Annotated in this window: 17 protein-coding genes and 1 other annotated feature; of the genes, 14 read left to right on the plus strand and 3 right to left on the minus strand. The window is 37.7% G+C overall.

What is annotated here, in order from left to right; all coding sequences use genetic code 11:
- Positions 1-21: 21 nt before the first annotated feature.
- Both J3U69_RS02720 and J3U69_RS02725 read right to left on the minus strand, forming a co-directional pair.
- Positions 22-303, minus strand: coding sequence for an HU family DNA-binding protein (locus tag J3U69_RS02720; protein WP_220219726.1), 282 nt, complete (start codon positions 301-303; stop codon positions 22-24).
- A 157-nt stretch (positions 304-460) separates the two neighbouring features.
- Complete coding sequence (locus J3U69_RS02725; protein ID WP_267412951.1) at positions 461-1,315, minus strand: glycosyltransferase family 8 protein; 855 nt, start codon at positions 1,313-1,315, stop codon at positions 461-463.
- Positions 1,316-1,522: 207 nt separating this feature from the next.
- On the opposite strand from J3U69_RS02725, the gene J3U69_RS02730 reads away from it, so the two are divergent.
- The 6 genes from J3U69_RS02730 (at position 1,523) to J3U69_RS02755 (ending at position 5,749) form a co-directional block, all read left to right on the plus strand.
- Positions 1,523-2,284 carry an SLAP domain-containing protein gene (locus tag J3U69_RS02730; protein ID WP_267412952.1) on the plus strand — a complete coding sequence of 254 codons (762 nt, stop codon included), beginning with the start codon at positions 1,523-1,525 and terminating at the stop codon, positions 2,282-2,284.
- A gap of 43 nt (positions 2,285-2,327) precedes the next feature.
- Positions 2,328-2,810, plus strand: coding sequence for a nitroreductase family protein (locus J3U69_RS02735; protein ID WP_220219723.1), 483 nt, complete (start codon positions 2,328-2,330; stop codon positions 2,808-2,810).
- A gap of 110 nt (positions 2,811-2,920) precedes the next feature.
- Positions 2,921-3,916, plus strand: coding sequence for a dihydroxyacetone kinase subunit DhaK (gene dhaK / locus J3U69_RS02740; RefSeq protein WP_267412953.1), 996 nt, complete (start codon positions 2,921-2,923; stop codon positions 3,914-3,916).
- A gap of 18 nt (positions 3,917-3,934) precedes the next feature.
- Positions 3,935-4,516: a dihydroxyacetone kinase subunit DhaL gene (gene dhaL, locus J3U69_RS02745; RefSeq protein ID WP_267412954.1), complete on the plus strand. Its 582-nt coding sequence runs from the start codon at positions 3,935-3,937 to the stop codon at positions 4,514-4,516.
- A gap of 2 nt (positions 4,517-4,518) precedes the next feature.
- Positions 4,519-4,890 carry a dihydroxyacetone kinase phosphoryl donor subunit DhaM gene (gene dhaM / locus J3U69_RS02750; protein WP_267412955.1) on the plus strand — a complete coding sequence of 124 codons (372 nt, stop codon included), beginning with the start codon at positions 4,519-4,521 and terminating at the stop codon, positions 4,888-4,890.
- A gap of 139 nt (positions 4,891-5,029) precedes the next feature.
- A complete protein-coding gene (locus tag J3U69_RS02755; RefSeq protein WP_220232018.1) occupies positions 5,030-5,749 on the plus strand; it encodes an MIP/aquaporin family protein in 720 nt (239 codons plus the stop codon).
- A 95-nt stretch (positions 5,750-5,844) separates the two neighbouring features.
- Here J3U69_RS02755 and J3U69_RS02760 read toward each other — a convergent pair whose 3' ends face one another.
- Entirely contained in the window at positions 5,845-6,726 is an 882-nt protein-coding gene (locus tag J3U69_RS02760; RefSeq protein WP_220219718.1) for a LysR family transcriptional regulator, read from the minus strand.
- Positions 6,727-6,937: 211 nt separating this feature from the next.
- Between J3U69_RS02760 and J3U69_RS02765 the strand changes: the two genes are divergently transcribed.
- The 8 genes from J3U69_RS02765 to J3U69_RS02800 all read left to right on the plus strand — a co-directional run bounded on the left by J3U69_RS02765 (position 6,938) and on the right by J3U69_RS02800 (position 19,392).
- Positions 6,938-8,722 carry an FAD-binding protein gene (locus J3U69_RS02765; protein WP_220219717.1) on the plus strand — a complete coding sequence of 595 codons (1,785 nt, stop codon included), beginning with the start codon at positions 6,938-6,940 and terminating at the stop codon, positions 8,720-8,722.
- Positions 8,723-8,734: 12 nt separating this feature from the next.
- The gene (locus J3U69_RS02770) at positions 8,735-10,555 is read left to right on the plus strand and encodes an FAD-binding protein (protein ID WP_267412956.1); all 1,821 of its coding nucleotides are present in this window, start codon (positions 8,735-8,737) and stop codon (positions 10,553-10,555) included.
- A 21-nt stretch (positions 10,556-10,576) separates the two neighbouring features.
- Entirely contained in the window at positions 10,577-11,992 is a 1,416-nt protein-coding gene (locus J3U69_RS02775) for a DASS family sodium-coupled anion symporter (RefSeq protein ID WP_103751694.1), read from the plus strand.
- Between the two features lie 126 nt (positions 11,993-12,118).
- Entirely contained in the window at positions 12,119-13,069 is a 951-nt protein-coding gene (locus J3U69_RS02780; protein ID WP_267412957.1) for a N(4)-(beta-N-acetylglucosaminyl)-L-asparaginase, read from the plus strand.
- Between the two features lie 15 nt (positions 13,070-13,084).
- A complete protein-coding gene (locus J3U69_RS02785) occupies positions 13,085-13,729 on the plus strand; it encodes a copper homeostasis protein CutC (protein ID WP_267409495.1) in 645 nt (214 codons plus the stop codon).
- Positions 13,730-13,818: 89 nt separating this feature from the next.
- Positions 13,819-14,070: a binding site (T-box leader), on the plus strand.
- 137 nt (positions 14,071-14,207) lie between these two features.
- Positions 14,208-15,587 carry a branched-chain amino acid transport system II carrier protein gene (brnQ, locus tag J3U69_RS02790; RefSeq protein WP_103751690.1) on the plus strand — a complete coding sequence of 460 codons (1,380 nt, stop codon included), beginning with the start codon at positions 14,208-14,210 and terminating at the stop codon, positions 15,585-15,587.
- A 128-nt stretch (positions 15,588-15,715) separates the two neighbouring features.
- Positions 15,716-17,764: a copper-translocating P-type ATPase gene (locus J3U69_RS02795; RefSeq protein WP_220234566.1), complete on the plus strand. Its 2,049-nt coding sequence runs from the start codon at positions 15,716-15,718 to the stop codon at positions 17,762-17,764.
- A gap of 224 nt (positions 17,765-17,988) precedes the next feature.
- Positions 17,989-19,392: a class II fumarate hydratase gene (locus J3U69_RS02800; protein ID WP_103751688.1), complete on the plus strand. Its 1,404-nt coding sequence runs from the start codon at positions 17,989-17,991 to the stop codon at positions 19,390-19,392.
- The last annotated feature ends 28 nt before the right edge of the window (positions 19,393-19,420 follow it).

Here is a 19,420-nt window from a genome sequence, read left to right on the forward strand (position 1 = left end):
TTTTTTTCGCTTGTAATTAAATTATTTAACAGCGTCTTTTAAAGCCTTGCCTGGTTTGAAAGCTGGCACTTTGGTTGCAGGAATGGTTAAGGTCTTACCAGTTTGTGGGTTTCTACCTTTTCTTTCAGCACGGTCACGAACTTCGAATGAACCAAAGCCGATAATTTGAACCTTTTCACCTTTAGCCAAGTTGTCCTTGATTGATTCGATTAAAGAATCAATCACTTTTTCTGCGTCTTTTTGCTTAAGACCAGTTTTTGCTGCAACTTCTTTGGTAAGTTCAGATTTATTAATTGAAGCCATATTTTCTTCTCTTTTCTATAAATTTTTTTAAGCAGGACTTATTTGCGATTAACTATACACAAATTACGTAATGCTTTGTGTCGCTTGATATTCGGCAACTTTTTATATTTTAGCACAGTTCTTGGCTCCATCAATAGAAAAAGGCTAAATATCGTATTTATTTTTGCTGCATTAAGATGCGGTTTGTCATTTGCTGATAGTTGAGATAGAGAGCTTTAAATCTCGAGTGTTTCTCTTTTTGCCAAGGTTTAGGCTTGCCACAAAAGTGTAAGATTGAAGTATTTTCCATAACCCACTCGATATTACAATCGCCAGTACTTCTAGCTAAATAAACTGAGTATGCGCGAGCATCATAGTTCCAAAGCGTTTCAGGTATTTTTAGAATATCTTCACCATAAAGGTAGTTGAGAATATCTTGATCCGGCAGAATAAGCGTATCATGATTTTTCTCAATTGCTGCCGTGATGTCTTCGATTTTGACTTTTTTACGCATTTCATCAAGATCCATTAACATGATGCCTGAATTAAAGTAGCCGGTGGTCGTGCCTAACCGAATATTGTTGATAGAACTCATAATATCGGTTAAGCCCTCATGAACAGCAGCAGCAAACATGTTGCCAGCTAGATCCAATTCCCACAGCTTTCTCAGTGAGTTGATTACTAGAATATCAGGATCAAGGTAGAGTACCCGATGCAAACTAGCTGGTAAAACTTGACCAGATAATAACCTAAAATACATTTCTTTTGGGTAATCATGTAAATTTAACAGTGAGTCAGGAAAAGTAATATTATTATTCATTGCCACGGTCTTGACCTGCATGCCAATTTGTTCACCGTATTTCGTTAGGTTACGAAGAGCAGAATCCGCAATATTATCATGAATTAACCAAATGCAAAAATTTTGCTCCATATTATTAAGTTTCATTGAATACATCATTACTTCAAGTGGCTTAATGTAGTTTTGGTCAATTGTAACTAAAATTTCAATTGTGTCGCTTTTTTTCTGCTTCATGTCAGCCTTCCTTAATTAAAAAATATTGTTCCCCTAAATAGTATAAAGCAAAACCGTTTTTAATTCCTTATAAGATATTGCAAGATAAGTTTAAACTAAAAATTTCTTATTAATATTCACGTGAATAATCCATTTAAGTTTTAACAGGAAAAATTTGGCATAAAGTAGTAAAATAGAAACAAATAGATATTTTAATGAGGTGTAAATATGAACAAAAAAACAATTTTAGGTTTAGTTGGTGCTGCTTCGTTATCACTTAGTTTAAGTGCAGCAGCTCCGGTATTGGCAGCAGAAACTAATCAACCTGTGCCAACCACTAACAGCGATTCTTCTAAGGGTACGTCTACAACAACCCCGACAACGCCAACAAGTGGTGATCAAACTAAGCCTACAACTGGCCAAGATACTGCTAAGACACCAACAAGTGGTGATCAAACCAAGCCTACAACTGGCCAAGACACTGCTAAGACACCAACAACTGGTGATCAAACTAAGCCAGCAGCCGGCAATGATACTTCTAAGAAGCCAAGTAAAAATACGGCAGATTCTTCTAAAGCATTATCATTAATGGGTAAGTATGCTAAATTAACGAGAAATTCATATGTTTATGATAAAGATGGTAAACGTGTGAAAAATTCCAAGTTAAAGAAGGGCACTATAATTCTTGTTTCCGGTCTTGCAAGTCCGAATGGCAAATCTTTAATTGGTTTTAACAATAAGAAGAATCAATATATTAGCGTTAGAAACGTTAAGTTGTTTAAGGCAGTCCAATATAAGGTAAAGAAGAAGTCTTACGTTTATAATAGTAAAGGCGTTCGCAAGGCTAACGTTTATGTTAAAAAAGGTAAGACTGTAATGGTCATTAGTGCCAAGAAGATTCACGGTAAAAAGTATGTTCAAATTACTGATAAATACTACATCAGATGGGAAAATTTGAATCATAAAAGTAGTAAAATTATAGCTCAATAATTAAATCAATTTAGGTCATCATTTTAAAAAGGAGATGCAGCTAATGTCTGATTCTGTTTTTAAAAGAGTAGCAATTAGGAAATACACTGATGAAAAAGTTGATCAAGAAGATATTACTAAGTTGATTGCAGCTTTTCAGGCGGCTCCGTGTGGAATGCACCAAGCAAAAGACATGCGGATGACTGTCGTGAAAGATACTTCTCTTCTTGAGCGAATTGAAACTTTAACCAAGAATGCTTGTTATGAGGCACCACTTCTTTTTGTTATTAACGTAAAGAAAGATAGTATGTTTGGTCAACGTGATGCTTCCGTAGCGGCTGAAAACATTATGATTGAAGCGGCAGATTTAAATTTAGGTTCAGTTTATTTAATGAATGCGGCAAGAATTCTCAATACTGATGACAAATTGCTAGCAGACTTAGGTATTTCTGATGATTACGAGGCAAGTGTCATTGTCGCATGTGGTCATGCAGCTGAACATCCGGATGATGATCGATCTAAACGATACCAAGTATTAATTAAATAAAGCGAAAACGAAGAGCAATCTTCGTTTTTTGTTTTCAGCAATAGTTTATGAAAGCGCTTATTGCTATAATTGATTTATAACTGATTTAACTAAAAAGGAGGCTTTTGGTAATGAAAAAGATTATTGATAATCCTAACGATGTCGTTGACGAAATGGTTAGCGGGATGAGCAAGGCATATCCGCAATATATTCGGCGAATACCGCAAACTGATGCATTGGTGCGTGCGAATGAAGCATCAATGACGGGCAAAGTAGGCTTAGTTAGTGGAGGTGGATCAGGTCATGAACCGACCCATGCAGGCTTTGTTGGAAAGGGAATGTTAAGTGCAGCTGTATGCGGACAAGTATTTACATCGCCTACACCAGATCAGATTTATGCCGCAATTAAAGCGGCTGACCATGGACAAGGTGTTTTTCTAATCATCAAAAATTATTCGGGCGATGTTATGAACTTTGAAATGGCAATGGATATGGCGGAGATGGAAGATATCAAAGTTAAATCTATTGTTGTCGATGACGATATTGCGGTTGAAAATAGCACCTATACGCAGGGTCGCCGCGGTGTTGCGGGAACAATTTTGATGCACAAAATTTTAGGTGCAGCTGCTCAAAATGGGGCCAGTCTAGCAGAAATTGAAGAACTGGCCAAGCAAGTTTTGCCAAATATTAAAACAATTGCTGTGGCTCTTTCTGCTGCTACCAATCCAGAAACGGGTAAACCAGGTTTTACGTTAAAAGATGATGAAATTGAGTATGGGGTTGGAATTCATTCAGAACCAGGCTATCGGGTTGAAAAGATTAAACCTGCTAATGAATTAGTAAAGGAATTGCTAGGAAAACTTGATAACGAACTAAAGTTAGATTCTGCTAAAAAGTATGCTGTGCTGGTGAATGGCATGGGGGCTACTCCGCTAATGGAGCAATACATTTTTACTAATGACTTATTCAACCAGCTGAATGAGAGAGGCCTTAAGCCTGTGTTTACCAAGGTTGGTAATTATATGACCTCTTTGGACATGGCCGGGATTTCACTTACTATGCTAGAAATTCAAGATGACAAATGGCTCGAGTATTTAAATACTCCGGTTGAAACTATTGCTTGGTAAATTAAGGAGAATAATTAAATGGAATTAACTGTCAATCAAACAATTGAGTGGATGACAAAGTTTGCTGCCAAAGTAGCTGCAAATAAGCAACTTTTAAGTGATCTTGATACGCCAATCGGAGATAGTGACCACGGATTTAATATGGATCGGGGTATGCAAGCGGTAGTTAAAAAACTTTCTACTACTCCTCCAGCTTCAGAGTCAGAGGCTCTAAAGGAGATTGCAATGACCTTAATTTCAACAGTTGGTGGCGCCTCTGGTCCTTTATATGGAACAGCTTTCTTGGAAATGGCTAAAAAAAGTGCTACTACAACAGATTTAGGCGAATTATTAGAAGCTGCGTTAAGTGGGATTGAAAAACGCGGTGGTGCACAACCAGGAGATAAAACTATGGTTGACGTCTGGGCACAACTAGTACCAAAAGTTAAAGAAGGCCAGTTAACCGAGTCTAGAATTACTGCTGCAGTTAAAAGTACCGCTCCAATGATTGCCAAAAAAGGTCGAGCATCATATTTGGGTGAACGTTCTAAAGGACATGTTGACCCGGGTTCACAATCAAGTGGCTACTTATTCACAGCGTTACTTGAAACGGAAGGATAATGATGACTTTAGGAATAACTATTGTTTCCCATGTGCCAGAAATAGCTGTCGGCATTGAAAAACTTATTAGGCAGGTGGCTAAAGATGTGCCGCTCACTCTTGCTGGCGGTACCAATGACAACGATATTGGTACCAGTATGGATAAAATTATTAAGGCTTTTAACGAAAATCAGGCAGATGAAATCTTAGCTTTTTATGATTTAGGCAGTGCCAAAATGAACCTAGACATGGCCGTAGAGTTTTCAGACAAAAAAGTTCATTTATATAACACTGCACTTATTGAAGGAACTTATACTGCCGCTAGTTTACTTCAAGCTAATGTCCCACTTAATGAAATAGAAAAACAATTACAGCCTTTAGTTGTTAAGCAATGATGTTAAGCCTTTATTCGCGCAATTTTGATATTTACAAAAGAGACAGAAAGTTATATATTTGTTCCCGGGAGTAATTTACTACTGATAATTATTTCACAAGACTACGATTGTAGCACAATAATCGAGGTAGGAGAGGGATATGAATAATAACTTTACAATGCAATTGGTTGGGGAGTTTCTAGGCACGGCGATGCTAGTTTTACTTGGTGATGGCGTGTGTGCCGGGACGAACCTAAACAAGTCTAAATCCAAAGGGAGTGGCTGGATAGTTGTTTCTTTTGGCTGGGGCTTTGCCGTTGCATTCAGCGTGTTCAGTGCACGATGGCTCTGTCCGGGCCATTATAATCCGGCAGTTACGTTGTCGATGGCAATTGCTCATAAATTGCCTTGGTCTGCAGTATTACCATATTTTGCAGTTCAAGTGTTAGGAGCGATTGTCGGGGCAGTTTTAGTTTGGCTAACCTATTATCCGCACTGGGCGGAAACTAAGGACGAAGAAGCAATTTTAACTTCTTTTGCAACAGCTCCAGCTATTAGAAATTATGTTTGGAACTTTTTTACTGAGTTAATTGCAACCTTTATCCTGGTTTATGGTTTGTTAGCCTTAACTAACGGTGATTTAGCCGATGGCTTAAACCCATTATTAGCTGGATTTTTAATTACTTCAGTTTGTTTATCACTTGGTGGACCTACTGGGGTTGCATTGAATCCTGCACGTGACTTTGGACCGCGGTTGGTTCATCAATTATTACCAATCGCCAATAAAGGCAATTCTGATTGGGCCTACAGTTGGATTCCAATCATTGCACCACTTGTAGGTGGTTCACTAGCAGCAGCATTATTTAATATTTTAGCTTAAAAAAAGAACTCATGACTGCAGCAAATCTTTAATTAGATTTAGCTGTATGGTCATGAGTTCTTTTTAGTCTACAAAATGTATTAATATATTTCTGATTAAGGCTTAAAGTGCCGCAAGATTTCAATACCTTTCTTTTGGTATTTGTTCGGCACAAAGCTTTTACGCATTGCGATTTGCATATAAGCGTATAATTTTTGACCTGGCTTTAAACGGATTACGTGAACGCCAGTTTCATCCTTAAGACTGCTTTCCATTGCCAAGGCAATGCCAACATTCCGTTTTACTAGGTCAATCATCGTTTGCATGGTTTGCGCAGTATAAATCACATTTGGTGAGAAGTTACCCAGTTTACCTACTTCTTCCAAACATTCTCTTGTTAGATAGCCCCGTGAACGGGCGACAAATTTGCGGTTGCGTAAATCAGAAGCACTAATCTCGTGAACATCTTTCCAAGGATCATCCAAACTAGTAATAATAACTAATTCAGTTCTCTTGAGGTTATGGACAAAATATTCAGGATCATTAATTGGCACCATCCAAGAGTAAATTGCTACGTCAACATCGCCATTAGTTAAATCTGAAAATGCATCAGCAGATCTTTCAATATTAGTGTCAATTAAATCGGTTAGTCCGGCTTGATAAAACTTCATAATAATATCAGCAATAAATGAATTGCCAGCCTCGCCAGAAAAAGCTAACCTTATTTTCTTATCACTAGCGTGTTTAACATCATAATTAATGCTGGAAATATCTTGTAATAGAATTTTAGCTTTTTCATAAAGAAGCTCCCCAGCATCTGTCAAAGTAATTTTGCTCTTTCTATTTTTTTGCAAAATAAGTGGATCATCGAATTTATCAGCCAGCCGTTTAATTGCCATTGAGATAGTTGGTTGGGTTACTTCGAATAGAGCAGCCGTTGCTGTATAATTACCCGTTTCTACTAATTTACAAAAGTATAGAAGATCTTTTTCGTTCATTTTTATCTCCTAATTAATTAAAAACTTTTATAATCTCATCTTTTTTGATTATATTAAACTTGAGAAGAAATTGCAATTATTCCTTACTTGACAATGCTTTTAGAATTTTTTGTATAGGAAAAATCTGCGCAAAATAAATTGGACTTAATTTTTCTTAAAGGATATATTTCATTAAGTATAAGTAATCTTTTAGGAAAGAGAAGGTAAGATAATGATCTACGATTCAACTCTTAAGTGGGACGCAATCTATGATGTAATCGTGGTTGGCTTCGGTGGAGCTGGTGCAGGTGCGGCGAGATTTGCCGCTGACCAAAAGGCAAAAGTTTTATTGATTGATTCTGCACCAGAAGGTCAAGAAGGTGGCAATACCCGCTATGCCGGTGGGGCCTTTGCCTGGAGCGATAATTTCGATGATTTGCGTGATTATTATAAACAAACTTACTATCCGTTTAAATACGATCCAAAAGCTTTAGATACTTTTGTAAATAATGTTTTACAAATGAAGGAATATTCACAAAAATATTTTGGAATTGATGCCCAATATACTGGTAGAAGGCCACAAGGTGAATATCCCGAATATGATCATGCGGCTACTATGCGTTCACAAACAATGACGGCTGGCATGTACAATGGTGGCTTTTGGAAATTACTTCGGAAGAAAGTATACGAGCGTTTAGATCAAATTGACGTTTGGTTTTCAAGTCCGGCAGAACATCTTATTCAGGATCCTGCTTCAAAAACAATTCTTGGCGTACAGATTAAACGCCATGGCATCGTGCAAAATGTCGCAGCTAAAAATGGTGTCGTATTGTCTTGTGGCGGTTTCGAAAATAATCAGGATATGGTACAGACTTTTCTCGGCCAAGGGTCATTAGCACCAATTGGTACTTTATACAATAAGGGTAAGGGTATTGATTTAGCTGTCGAAGCGGGTGCTCGGCTATGGCATATGTCTAATTATGATTCTCATGGCTTTTCATTAAATGAGGGTAAGCCAAGAGAGAAGTTTGCTTACATGATCAATTGGCAAAGCCTATTTAACGGCAGTATTTTTGTTGCTGGGGATGACGGAACGCGTTATTACCGAGAAGATGAAGAAGATCGCCACGGTTATAAGTATAACCATGGTAATTGGATTATGTTGCCAAATCAAAATCATCCTCACATAGTTATGGATCAAAAACAATATGATCAACTAGCAAATGATTCTTCAGACAAGGCAGAGCAAATTAAGCAGTTAATTTCATATGCAGTTAAAGCCGATTCGATCGAAGAGTTAGCTGAAAAAATTAGTGCTCCAAAATTAGCTGAAGCAGTTGCTGACTTTAATTTTCAAGTAACAGAAACAAAACGGGATATGGTGTTAAACCGCAAAATTGAAACAATGCGTGCTTTTGGCAATGGGCCTTATTATGCCATTGCGATTAGACATAATATTTTACATACTCATGGTGGCGCTCGCAGAAATGAAAAGTGCGAGGTACTTGATATGGAAAATAACGTCATTCCGCACTTATATGAAGCAGGGGAACTTGGCGACATCTTTGCAACAAAATACATTGGCGCAAACAGTATCGCAGACTTGTTAATTTCCGGTAAGATTGCTGGTGAAAATGCAGCTTGGCCAAAAAGAAAAATGGCAGAAGTAGATGTTGTTACGAATGCTTCGGAAAATCCGGACCTTAAGTCGGATGCGCACGCCACTTCAGCTGATTATGAAGCTGGTGCAAATCAAGGCATTGGTATTAGTGAAAACGGAATTAACGATGCTCCAATCGTTGTTCGCGTAACGCTAGATGATAATAAAATTGCTAAAATCGAAACTTTGCAGGAAAAAGAAACACCATCTTTAGGAGGCAAAGCAATACCGGTATTGACCAAAAAGATGCTCTCTGCACAGACAACGGATGTTGATGCAGTCAGTGGCGCCAGCACTACAAGTGCTGCCTTCAAGGAAGCAGTTAACGAAGCAATCAAAAATGCTAAGAAGCAGTAAAGAAGAAGAAAAATGAAAATTGATGCACAAACTAAGTGGGATGGAGAATATGATGTTTTAGTTTTAGGCTTTGGTGGAGCTGGAGCAACTGCTGCTCGTTTTGCCGCAGATAAAGGCTGTCGGGTGCTAATTGTAGATGCTGCCCCTTATGGTCACGAAGGCGGTAATACCCGCTATTCAGCTCAGCATGTGGCAATGGCACATAATAAAGAAAAAATAACTAATTATTATCAGCAATTGGCCGCACCATTCAATGTTGATAAGCCTACTTTAAATGCTTATTTGGACGGCTTTGTTCAAATGCCGAGTTACTTTAAAGAGTATCTGGGGATTGATCCGTTTATTTGGTCAAAAGACTATCAGCCAGGTGATCATTTGGCTAATAAAAAGAATTTGTGCGAGTATCCCGAATATAATGGTTCCGAAACCTTTGACTTTGCCTTGGTGCATAATCAGGATTTTGATGCTGGTTTATGGAAAATACTTCGCCAAGAAGTTCTCTCACGTAGTTCGCAAATTAATGTCTGGCTGAAGTCAAAGGCCGAGCATCTTTTGCAGGACCCTGAAAATGATGAAATTGTTGGAGCAGTAATTACTCGTAATCACAAGCACTATTTTATTCGCGCAAAAAAGGGTGTGGTGCTGGCAACTGGTGGTTTTGAAAATAATGCTCAGATGCAGCAAGACTATCTGCATGTTAGCAAGTTGACCCCATTGGGTACCTTATATAATCAAGGTGATGGCATTACAATGGCTGCTGAAGTTGGTGCTAAGATGTGGCATATGGGTAATTACGAGTCTCTTGGTATAGTACCTAGTTACGTAATTGCCGAAAAAGACAACGTTCGCGGAAGACAAATTAGTGGCTGGAAAAATGTTAAAGAAGGTTCCATTATTGCGGTTGCCGATGATGGGACACGTTTCATGCGTGAGGATGCCAAATTTAGGCATGGTCATATTTACCAACACGGTGATTATCTTTTGCCGCATGCATACGATAACGCATGGCTTGTCTTTGATCACAACCAGTACCAAAAGTTTCTGCAGGAAAAAGAAGAAGGAAGATTGAAGTACCAAGACTTTTTTGCCAAGGTCGTTAAGGCTGATACAGTTGAAGCTTTGGCTACCAAAATTAAAGTTCCTGGTAAAAATCTGGTAAATACAATTGCTAGATTTAATCAATTTGTGCAAAAAGGCCAAGATCTTGAATTTAATCGGGCCCCAGAAACAATGGCTCAATTCAACGACAATGATGCTTTTTATGCCGTCAAATTAGCTCCAGCAGTTTTAAATACTCAAGGAGGACCTCAACATAACGAATTTGCTCAAGTTCTAAATAATGACGGCAAAGTGATTAGACGTTTGTATAGTGCTGGTGAACTTGGTGGCATGTGTACCAATCGTTACCAAGGTGGTGGCAATTTAGCAGAGTGTTTGATTTTTGGTAAAATTGCTGGCGAAAAAGTTGCACAGTTACCAAGTTTAACGACAAAAGCAGCAAGTGTAGGCACTCTCCCGAACATAAATGACCTACTCGATGGCAATAACGAAAACCAAATTGTTTTGCAAAAGAATCAATATCTTGGTTCTTCTGAAGCAGGCATTGGGGGCAGAATTCTGGTCCGAGTAACTTATGAAGATCAAACAATTAAGAACATTGAAGTTTTGGAAAATCATGAGACTGAAGGTATTGGGGCTGTTGCGATCGCTCGTCTGCCACAAGAAATGGTGGAGCAAAACACAACTGCTGTTGATGCCATTTCAGGCGCTTCCACAACAACTCATGCTTTAAAAGAGGCTGTTAGTTCAGCTATTAAAAAGGCGAACGAATAATTTTCTAAGGAGAAAACAAAAATGTTAGATAAATTTGAATGGAAAAAATGGCTCTTGCCAGTGGGGATCGGCCTTATTCTTTGGCTAGTCACACCGATTAGACCAACAGCAATTAATGTCACAGCTTGGCACTTGTTCGCGATTTTTATTGCAACCATCGTTGCTTGTGTGACTAAGCCGTTACCAATGATGGCTACAACTATTATTGCTGTCGTAATTGCCACCTTAACCGGTATCTTCAAAATGGACGAAGTTACGGCGGGATTCGGTAATTCGACGGCCTGGATGGTTGCAATGTGCATGTTTATGGCAGCTGGCTTTATCAAATCTGGATTAGGTAAGAGAATTGCTTATTTCTTTGTTAAAACTTTTGGTAAAAGAACTTTAGGCTTAGCTTATGCATTATCCTTAGTTGAGACTGTTTTGGCAATTGGTATTCCAAGTAACAACGCGCGTGTTAATGGCATTATGTACCCGATTATTGATAACTTATCAAAAGAAATGGGTTCTGATCCTAAAAAGGGAACAGAACGGGACATGGGTTCTTTCCTGGTTTTCAATGAGTACGAAGTTAATATTGTCACTTCAACTATGTTTTTAACCGGCTTAGCTGGTAACATGGTAGCTCTTGGAATAGCAAAGACGCAAAACATTTCAATTTCATGGATGCAATGGTTTTTAGCAGCGATTGTTCCTGGTTTGATTTCATTATTAGTCGTTCCCTTTATTTTATATAAAATTTACCCACCGAAGATTAAGGAAACTCCTAATGCTCATGATTGGGCAGACGATAAATTGAAAAAACTTGGCAAAATGACGGCTGCCGAAAAGATCATGGGAATCGTTTTCTTACTCTCAGTTATTTTATGGTTAGTTGGACCAGAATTTGGAATTGATGCTACCCAGGTTAGTTTTATCGCCGTGGCTCTTTTACTTATTTGTGGTGTTATCAATGTTAAAGATATTCTTGGACAAAGCTTTGCTTGGAATATCTTAACTTGGTTGTCAATCATCATGTTGATGTCGCAAAAGCTAATGACGCTTGGCTTTTTCCCATGGTTTTCAAAGACTCTGGGAAGTGCACTGCACGGAATGAATTGGGTTTTAGTATTAGTAATTTTATATTTAGCTTACTTTTACCTACATTATTTATTCCCAAGTGTATCAACTCAAATTTCAGCTCTATATGCTGGCTTTTTATCAATAGCAATTGGTGCTGGAGTACCGCCAGTCATGGCCGCTTTAATGCTTGCATTAGATGGTTCACTATACCTGTCAACTTCGAGCTATTCTGCCGGTCCAGCGGCTCTATTATCTTCAACTGGTTATGTTTCCAATAAAGATTGGTGGAAACTCAGTGCCATCATTGGCGTTGTCTTGAACGTAATCTGGCTTGGCGGCGGACTTGTTTGGACAAAAGTAATTGGAATGTGGTAATTACAAAAAGATTCTCGGCCTTTTATATTAGGTTAGAATCTTTTTTTGTTGTTACCAATAGTTGTAACTCTTCTATACATAGTTTAAGATTAAAATTATCTAAATTAATAAAAAGAAGGTAAAAACATGACTTGGGCAGCAATTTCGACTTGGAGAATGTCCTTTAAGGGACTTAAAAAGGCCAGTAAATTATTACAAGAGCAGCAATCTGCCGGTGATGCAGTTGAACAACTAATTAATGATGTAGAATCTTTTCCCGATTACCACTCTGTTGGTTACGGCGGGCTACCCAATGAAGAGGGCGTGGTGCAGATGGATGCAGGTTACATGGATGGTGACACTTTTGCTCAAGGATCGGTAGCCGCAATTGAAAATGTCAAAAATGCAGTATCTGTTGCACGAAAATTAAGTGAGCGCAAAACGAATAGCTTTTTAGTTGGTCAAGGAGCTACTAAGTTTGCCATGCAAAATGGTTTTACCATGACAAATATGCTAACTAAAAAAGCAAAAACTCAGTGGGAAGATAGAATTCAAGCTGAAAAGCAGGAAAACTTAGTCCCTTATGATGGGCATGATACGGTTGGTGCGGTTACGCTTGATCAAAAAGGTTCGATGGCTGCGGCAACATCAACTTCCGGATTATTTATGAAAGAAAATGGGCGAATAGGTGACTCACCTTTATCGGGATCAGGCTTTTATGTCGATAGTTCTATTGGTGGAGCAGCTGCGACTGGTCTTGGCGAAGATATTATGAAGGGATGCTTGTCCTATGAAATTGTTAATAAAATGGGTGAGGGAAAAAGTCCGCAACAGGCTTGTGATGAGTCGCTTTACCCCTTTATTAATAAGCTAAAGGAAAAGTATGGTAGCGTAGGAGCAATATCACTTATTGCTTTGGATCAAAACGGTAATTTTGGCGTAGCTACTAACGTTCAATTTGCTTTTTGTGTAGCTGGCACTAATCAAACGCCAACAATATTTGTAGCTGAGCCGGGGGACAACAAAACTCATATTTTTCCATTTACACAAAAATGGCTCGAAAAATTTGAGGCTGAAACTCATATTCCATTAGATTAAGAAAGAGAAACAATCGTGATTAAAGAAGCATGTGTTGAAAATTTTGTGTCTGTCCCTAAGAATATTGCTGCAGGAGCCGGTAGAATTGAATTAAATAATAATTTACAGGCTGGGGGAACAACCCCTTCATTTGGTGTAATCAAAAAAACGGTTGACTATGCTCATGGTTTTCAGGTTCCAGTCGTTGTTATGATTAGGCCCAGAGGTGGCAATTTTGTTTACGATAGTATCGAACTGGATATGATGAAAAATGATATCCAAATTGCGGGCTTGTTAGGAGCAGATGCAGTGACATTTGGCTGCTTGACTAAGCAACATTTGCTTAATAAGGTCCAAATGGAAGAGTTAGTTTCGCTAGCTACAGCACTAGGACTTGACGTTGTAATGCATATGGCGTTTGATCATATAACAGAATCTGACCAAAAAAATGCAGTAACATCATTGATTAGTATGGGTGTTAAACGTATCTTGACGCACGGAGGAAATTTAGAAGAGCCGGTAGAAGCCAACTTTGATCATTTGAAAAAGATTATTGCTTGGGCGAATAACCAAATTGAAATTTTACCTGGCGGTGGAATTAATACTAGTAATGCATCTTTGGTTGCTGGTGAACTAAGAGTTAATCAATTGCATGGAACAAAGATTGTGTTGCCAAAATGATTATGATAGGCAGAATGAGTTGATTAATCTTATTTTTCAGATTTGAAGTTGACAAAAAATAATGTCTTGATTAAAATATTATTAATATTAAGAAAGCAATGAAAAGAAAAGTAACTTTGCACGTAGCGTTTTAGAGAGTTCTGTTGCTGAAAAAGAACCGTGATGGCAGAGTGAAAGTAACTTTGAGCTATATGGTGAATTAAAAGTAGCTAATATTGGGAACACCCATTATCGTGTTAGCGTATCGCATTATTGCCGTACGTGAAGTGACTTATTAACTTGGTTTTTTTTGACTAAGTTATTAGTAATTTAGGTGGTACCGTGTTAAAAGCACCCTTGATTAATTTCAAGGGTGCTTTTTTAGTTATAAAACCTAAGCTTACCTTTCTAAAATTACGCAGAAAGTGGTCTTTCATATGGAATATTGATACAAAGAATGTCGGAACCATCAGCGAGTATAAATTAAAGGAGATTTATTATGGAAAATTTAGAACAAGACTTAAATCGAGAGCCCTTAACCTGGAAGCAATATCTTGTTGTTGCCTCTTTGTTATTCGGACTTTTTTTCGGAGCAGGAAATTTAATTTTCCCCATTCATTTAGGTCAAATGGCGGGCGCAAACTGGGGAATGGCAACCTTTGGCTTTTTGGTCACAGCAGTTTTATTACCTTTATTAGCAGTTTTAGCTATTAGTGCCAGCCATGCAAAAGGTGTTTATGATATCGGTCTACCACTTGGGCCTAAATTTGCACTTGCTTTTATGGTTCTAATTCATTTAACTTTAGGACCATTATTTGCAACACCGCGAACAGCGAGTATTTCTTTTTCGGTTGGCCTAGCTCCAATCTTACCGCAAAAATACTCTCAAATTAGTCTATTACTTTTCTCTGCGGTCTTTTTTATATTAGCTTTTATTATTTCATATAAGCAATCATCAATATTAGAAAGTATCGGAAAAATATTAAACCCACTATTCTTAGTGTTGTTATTCTTTATTTTTTTATTGGCAGCAATTTCACCTATGGGGGCAGCTAAACAGCAAAGCGTTACTCCTGCTTATCAAACCATGCCATTTTTTAACGGTTTTTTGCAAGGCTATAACACGATGGATGCATTAGCTGGTTTAGCTTTTGGTTATACGATTGTTTCGGCAGTTAAACAACTTGGTAAAACCTCAGCTAAGAGTAACGCAAAAGTGACTGCTAAGGCTGGTGTATTGGCAACAAGTGCTATTGGAATTATTTATATTTGCTTAATTTGGCTCGGAGCAACGACACTTAATCATTTTAAAATCGCTCCAGAAGGAGGTACCACTTTTAACCAAATTGTTACTTACTATTTAGGAGACTTTGGCCATGCGTTGCTGGCGACCTTAGTAACATTGACCTGTTTAACAACAGCAGTTGGCTTATTAGCAGCCTTTGCGCAAGATTTTCACCGCAGTTTCAACAAAATTAGTTATCATACTTGGCTATTGATAATGACAGTGGCTTCTTTTATCACCGCTAATTTTGGGCTTGACACAATCATATCATGGTCAACACCAATGTTAATGTTCCTTTATCCAATTGCAATTGTTCTAATAATCTTGTCAATAACTGGCCCATTATTTAATCATGATGCAATAGTTTATTACTGGGCAGTCGGATTAACTTTCATTCCAGCTATTTTTGACATGATTGCCTCTTTTCCTCCTGTAGTAAGTCAGCAACCTTGGGCTCTGCAATTACAAGCTATTCAAACTCGTTTTCTACCTTTTGCCAAAATTGGCATGGACTGGGTAATTCCAACAATTATTGGCTTAGTAATCGGCTTTATCCATCATTTATATCAAAATGCTAAGCTCAAAAAGGCTTAAATTTTTTAATTAGCTGTTACTAAATTGTTGAGCCTCTTCTTTGACATCATTCACTTATCAAAGTAGATTAAAGTTAACTGAATGATATGGTTGATGTTTAAAGATGGGACTTGATTAATTTGAATAATATGAATATGAATGATAATAGTCATGGAATGAACCATGATTCATCAATGCATATGGATCATGGCCAGCAAATGAGCATGGGTGGTGGTGACATGATGATGCATGGCAATCACATGATGCACATGGGCAATTTAAAACAAAAATTTTGGATTTCCGTAATTCTTTCACTTCCTATTCTATTTTTAGCACCTGCAATGGGAGTCCATTTGCCATTTCAATTTTCGTTTCCTGGCTCCGAATGGGTTGTTGTTATTTTTGCTACTATTCTTTTTGTTTACGGTGGCGAGCCGTTTCTTAAGGGAGCGTACTACGAATTAAAGTCTAAAAAGCCAGAAATGATGACTTTAATCTCATTGGGAATTACGACTGCATATGTTTATAGTCTATATGCATTTATCCAAAACGATCTGCTGAATAGTAAAAATCACATAATGGATTTCTTTTGGGAATTAGCAACGTTGATTTTAATTATGTTACTTGGGCATTGGATTGAAATGACCTCGGTAATGAACGCAAGCAGTTCAGTTAATGATTTGGCCAAGTTGCTGCCGGATAAAGTTCATGTTCAACGAGACGGTCAAACTAGTGATGTTGCTATCAATGAAGTTCAAAAAGACGCAACGATTATTGTTAAGCCAGGTGAAAGTATTCCCCTTGATGGGATTATTTTGAATGGTACAAGTGATATTAATGAATCATTAGTTACGGGCGAATCGAATGATGTTACGCGTAAAAAAGACGATAAAGTAATCGGGGGTTCTGTTAATGGTTCAAATGCATTAACTATTAAGGTAACAAACTCTGCCAATTCCGGTTTTTTGGCTAATGTTAATAAACTTGTTCAATCTTCGCAGATGAATAAATCAAAGCTGCAAACCTTGGCTGACCAAGTTTCTGGTTGGCTTTTCTACGCAGCGCTAATTATTGGTATCATTGCGCTAATCGTGTGGACAAGCATCAATGGCATTGCCGATGGGCTAGAAAGAATGGTTACCGTTTTAGTAATTGCATGTCCTCATGCTTTAGGGCTAGCAATTCCATTGGTTAATGCTAAAAGCACTTCTATTGGTGCCAAAAATGGTTTATTAATTAGAAATCGAAATGTGATAAGTGTCAGCTCTAAGATTAACTATCTTTTAATGGATAAAACGGGCACACTGACAGAGGGTAAATTTCAAGTACGTAAGTGCGATTCTTTAAATGAATCAGTGTCTCCGATTGAAGCATTGAAATTAATTGCTTCGATTGAGCAAGATTCAACTCACCCAATCGCAAAAAGTATTTTGCAATACGCGCATGAAAAGCAGATTGAGTTGTTGCCGTTATCTGAGAGTAAAAATATTTCGGGTAAAGGTGTTTCGGGTGTTTTAAGTGGTAAAGAATATTTACTAGTAAATGAAAAAGCGGCCCGCGAAATCATAACTAATTTTCCGACTATTGATGTTGCCGATTATACTACTAGTTACCTGATTCAAGATAAAACTCTAATTGGTTATGTTGCTGTGGGTGACCAAGTTAAATCATCTGCAAGTTCGTTGATTAAGCAAATAAAACAATTAAATATTACCCCAGTAATGTTAACTGGTGATAATAAAAAAGTTGCTGACAGTATTGCTAAGAAACTCGGAATAACAGAAGTTTATTCAGAATTGATGCCTGAAGACAAACAAAAAATTGTTGCTAAATTACAAAGTGAAGGCAACAAAGTCATGATGGTTGGTGATGGAATCAATGATGCTCCAAGTTTGGCTAAAGCTGATATTGGGGTTGCAATTGGAGCAGGGACTGATGTAGCTGTTGATTCAGCCGATGTCGTTTTAGTAAACAGCGAACCAACAGATATTATTAGCTTTTTAAAACTGGCACAGAATACGCAAAAGAAAACTGTTCAAAATCTATGGTGGGGAGCAGGTTATAATATTATTGCACTACCACTAGCAGCAGGTATTTTGGCACCATGGGGCATTATTTTAGCACCGGCTGTCGGAGCAATTTTAATGTCCTTGTCGACAGTTATTGTAGCAATTAATGCTGAAACTCTTCATATTTAATAAATGAATTCAAAGCATCTCCTGTGTGGGGTGCTTTTTGTTTACAAAATATTGGTCGTGGGGTTGATTTCAAAAAATAAAACTTCTTTTTAAAAATTTAAAAAGATAGCCCTTTCTTTTGAAAAATATTGAAATAAAATTTAAGAACAGGTATGATGAGTATTGAAGTCGTAAATCGGCAATTTTTCAGATAAAATATAGTAAAAACCAAAAGGAGAACTAAAATGAGCGAAGAAGAATACCGTGTTGAAAGTGACACGATCGGTCCAGTTAAAATTCCTAAGGATGCGCTGTGGGGTCCGCAAACTGAAAGGAGCCGGAATAATTTTCCAAGCGGTGAATTAATGCCATTAGCAATTATTCGGGCCTTTCTTAACTTGAAAAAGGCAGCTGCTGAATCAAATGTCGAGGTTGGAGATGAACCTGAAGAAAAAGGAGCAGCCATTGAAGATGCGGTTGATCACTTACTTCAATTAAAAGACGAAGAATTACAAAAAGACTTTCCACTTCATGTTTTGCAAACTGGTTCAGGAACGCAAAGCAATATGAATGTTAATGAAGTTGTTGCTAATTTAGCTAATAAATTGCACCCAGGCTTGAATATTTTGCCTAACGATGATGTTAATCGTGGTCAATCTTCAAATGATACATATCCAACAGCAATGAATATTGTTGCCGTTGAAGCGCTTGATAAATTGGAGCCTGCAATTAAGCATTTAATTGAAAAACTCAAAGTTAAACAAGACAAGTATTGGAAGACGGTAAAAGTTGGTCGTACTCACTTGCAAGATGCTACGCCAATTACTTTTGGTCAAGAAGTTTCCGGCTATATCTCAGCTTTAAAGCATGATTTAGAATACATTCAAGAGCTTAAGCCAACATTGTATGAATTAGCAATAGGTGGAACTGCTGTTGGAACTGGCTTAAATGCTGCTCCTGGAATGACCGAAAAAATTGCAGCTAAATTGTCAAAAGTATATGGACATGAATTTAAGGTTAAAACGAATAAGTTTTGGGGTCTGGCACATCACTCAGGAATCGATGTTGTTCATGGCGCACTAAAGACATTAGCCGCTGATATGTTTAAGATTGCCCAAGATATTCGTTTCTTAGCTTCTGGTCCTAGAGCTGCTTACCATGAATTGAACATTCCTGCTAATGAACCAGGTTCATCAATCATGCCAGGTAAAGTAAACCCAACTCAGGCTGAAGCTGTAACAATGGCAGCCGCAAAAGTTTTCGGCAATGATACCACTATCACTTTTGCCGCGTCACAAGGTAATTTCGAAATGAATGTTTTCAAGACAGTTATGATTGCTGCATTTCTTGATTCTTGTGATATTTTAACTGGAACAATTGAGGGCTTTGCTGATAAGATGATTGATGGCTTAACTGTTAACTCAGAAAAGATGGATGAACTACTAGAAAATTCATTGATGACAGTTACTGCCTTGTCACCTCATATTGGTTACCATGCTGCCGCTAAAATTGCTCAAGCTGCTGACAAAGAAGGTACAACTTTGAAAGAAGCGGCTTTGAAGAGTGGTGAAGTTACAGAAGAGCAATACGATGAATGGATGGACTACATGGAAATGACTAATATTGATCGTACTGAACCTGAAAAATAATATTATAGGTATAGGAGAAGATTAGATT

This window comes from Lactobacillus sp. B4026 (genome assembly GCF_026535825.1).
GTDB classification, from domain to species: domain Bacteria; phylum Bacillota; class Bacilli; order Lactobacillales; family Lactobacillaceae; genus Lactobacillus; species Lactobacillus panisapium.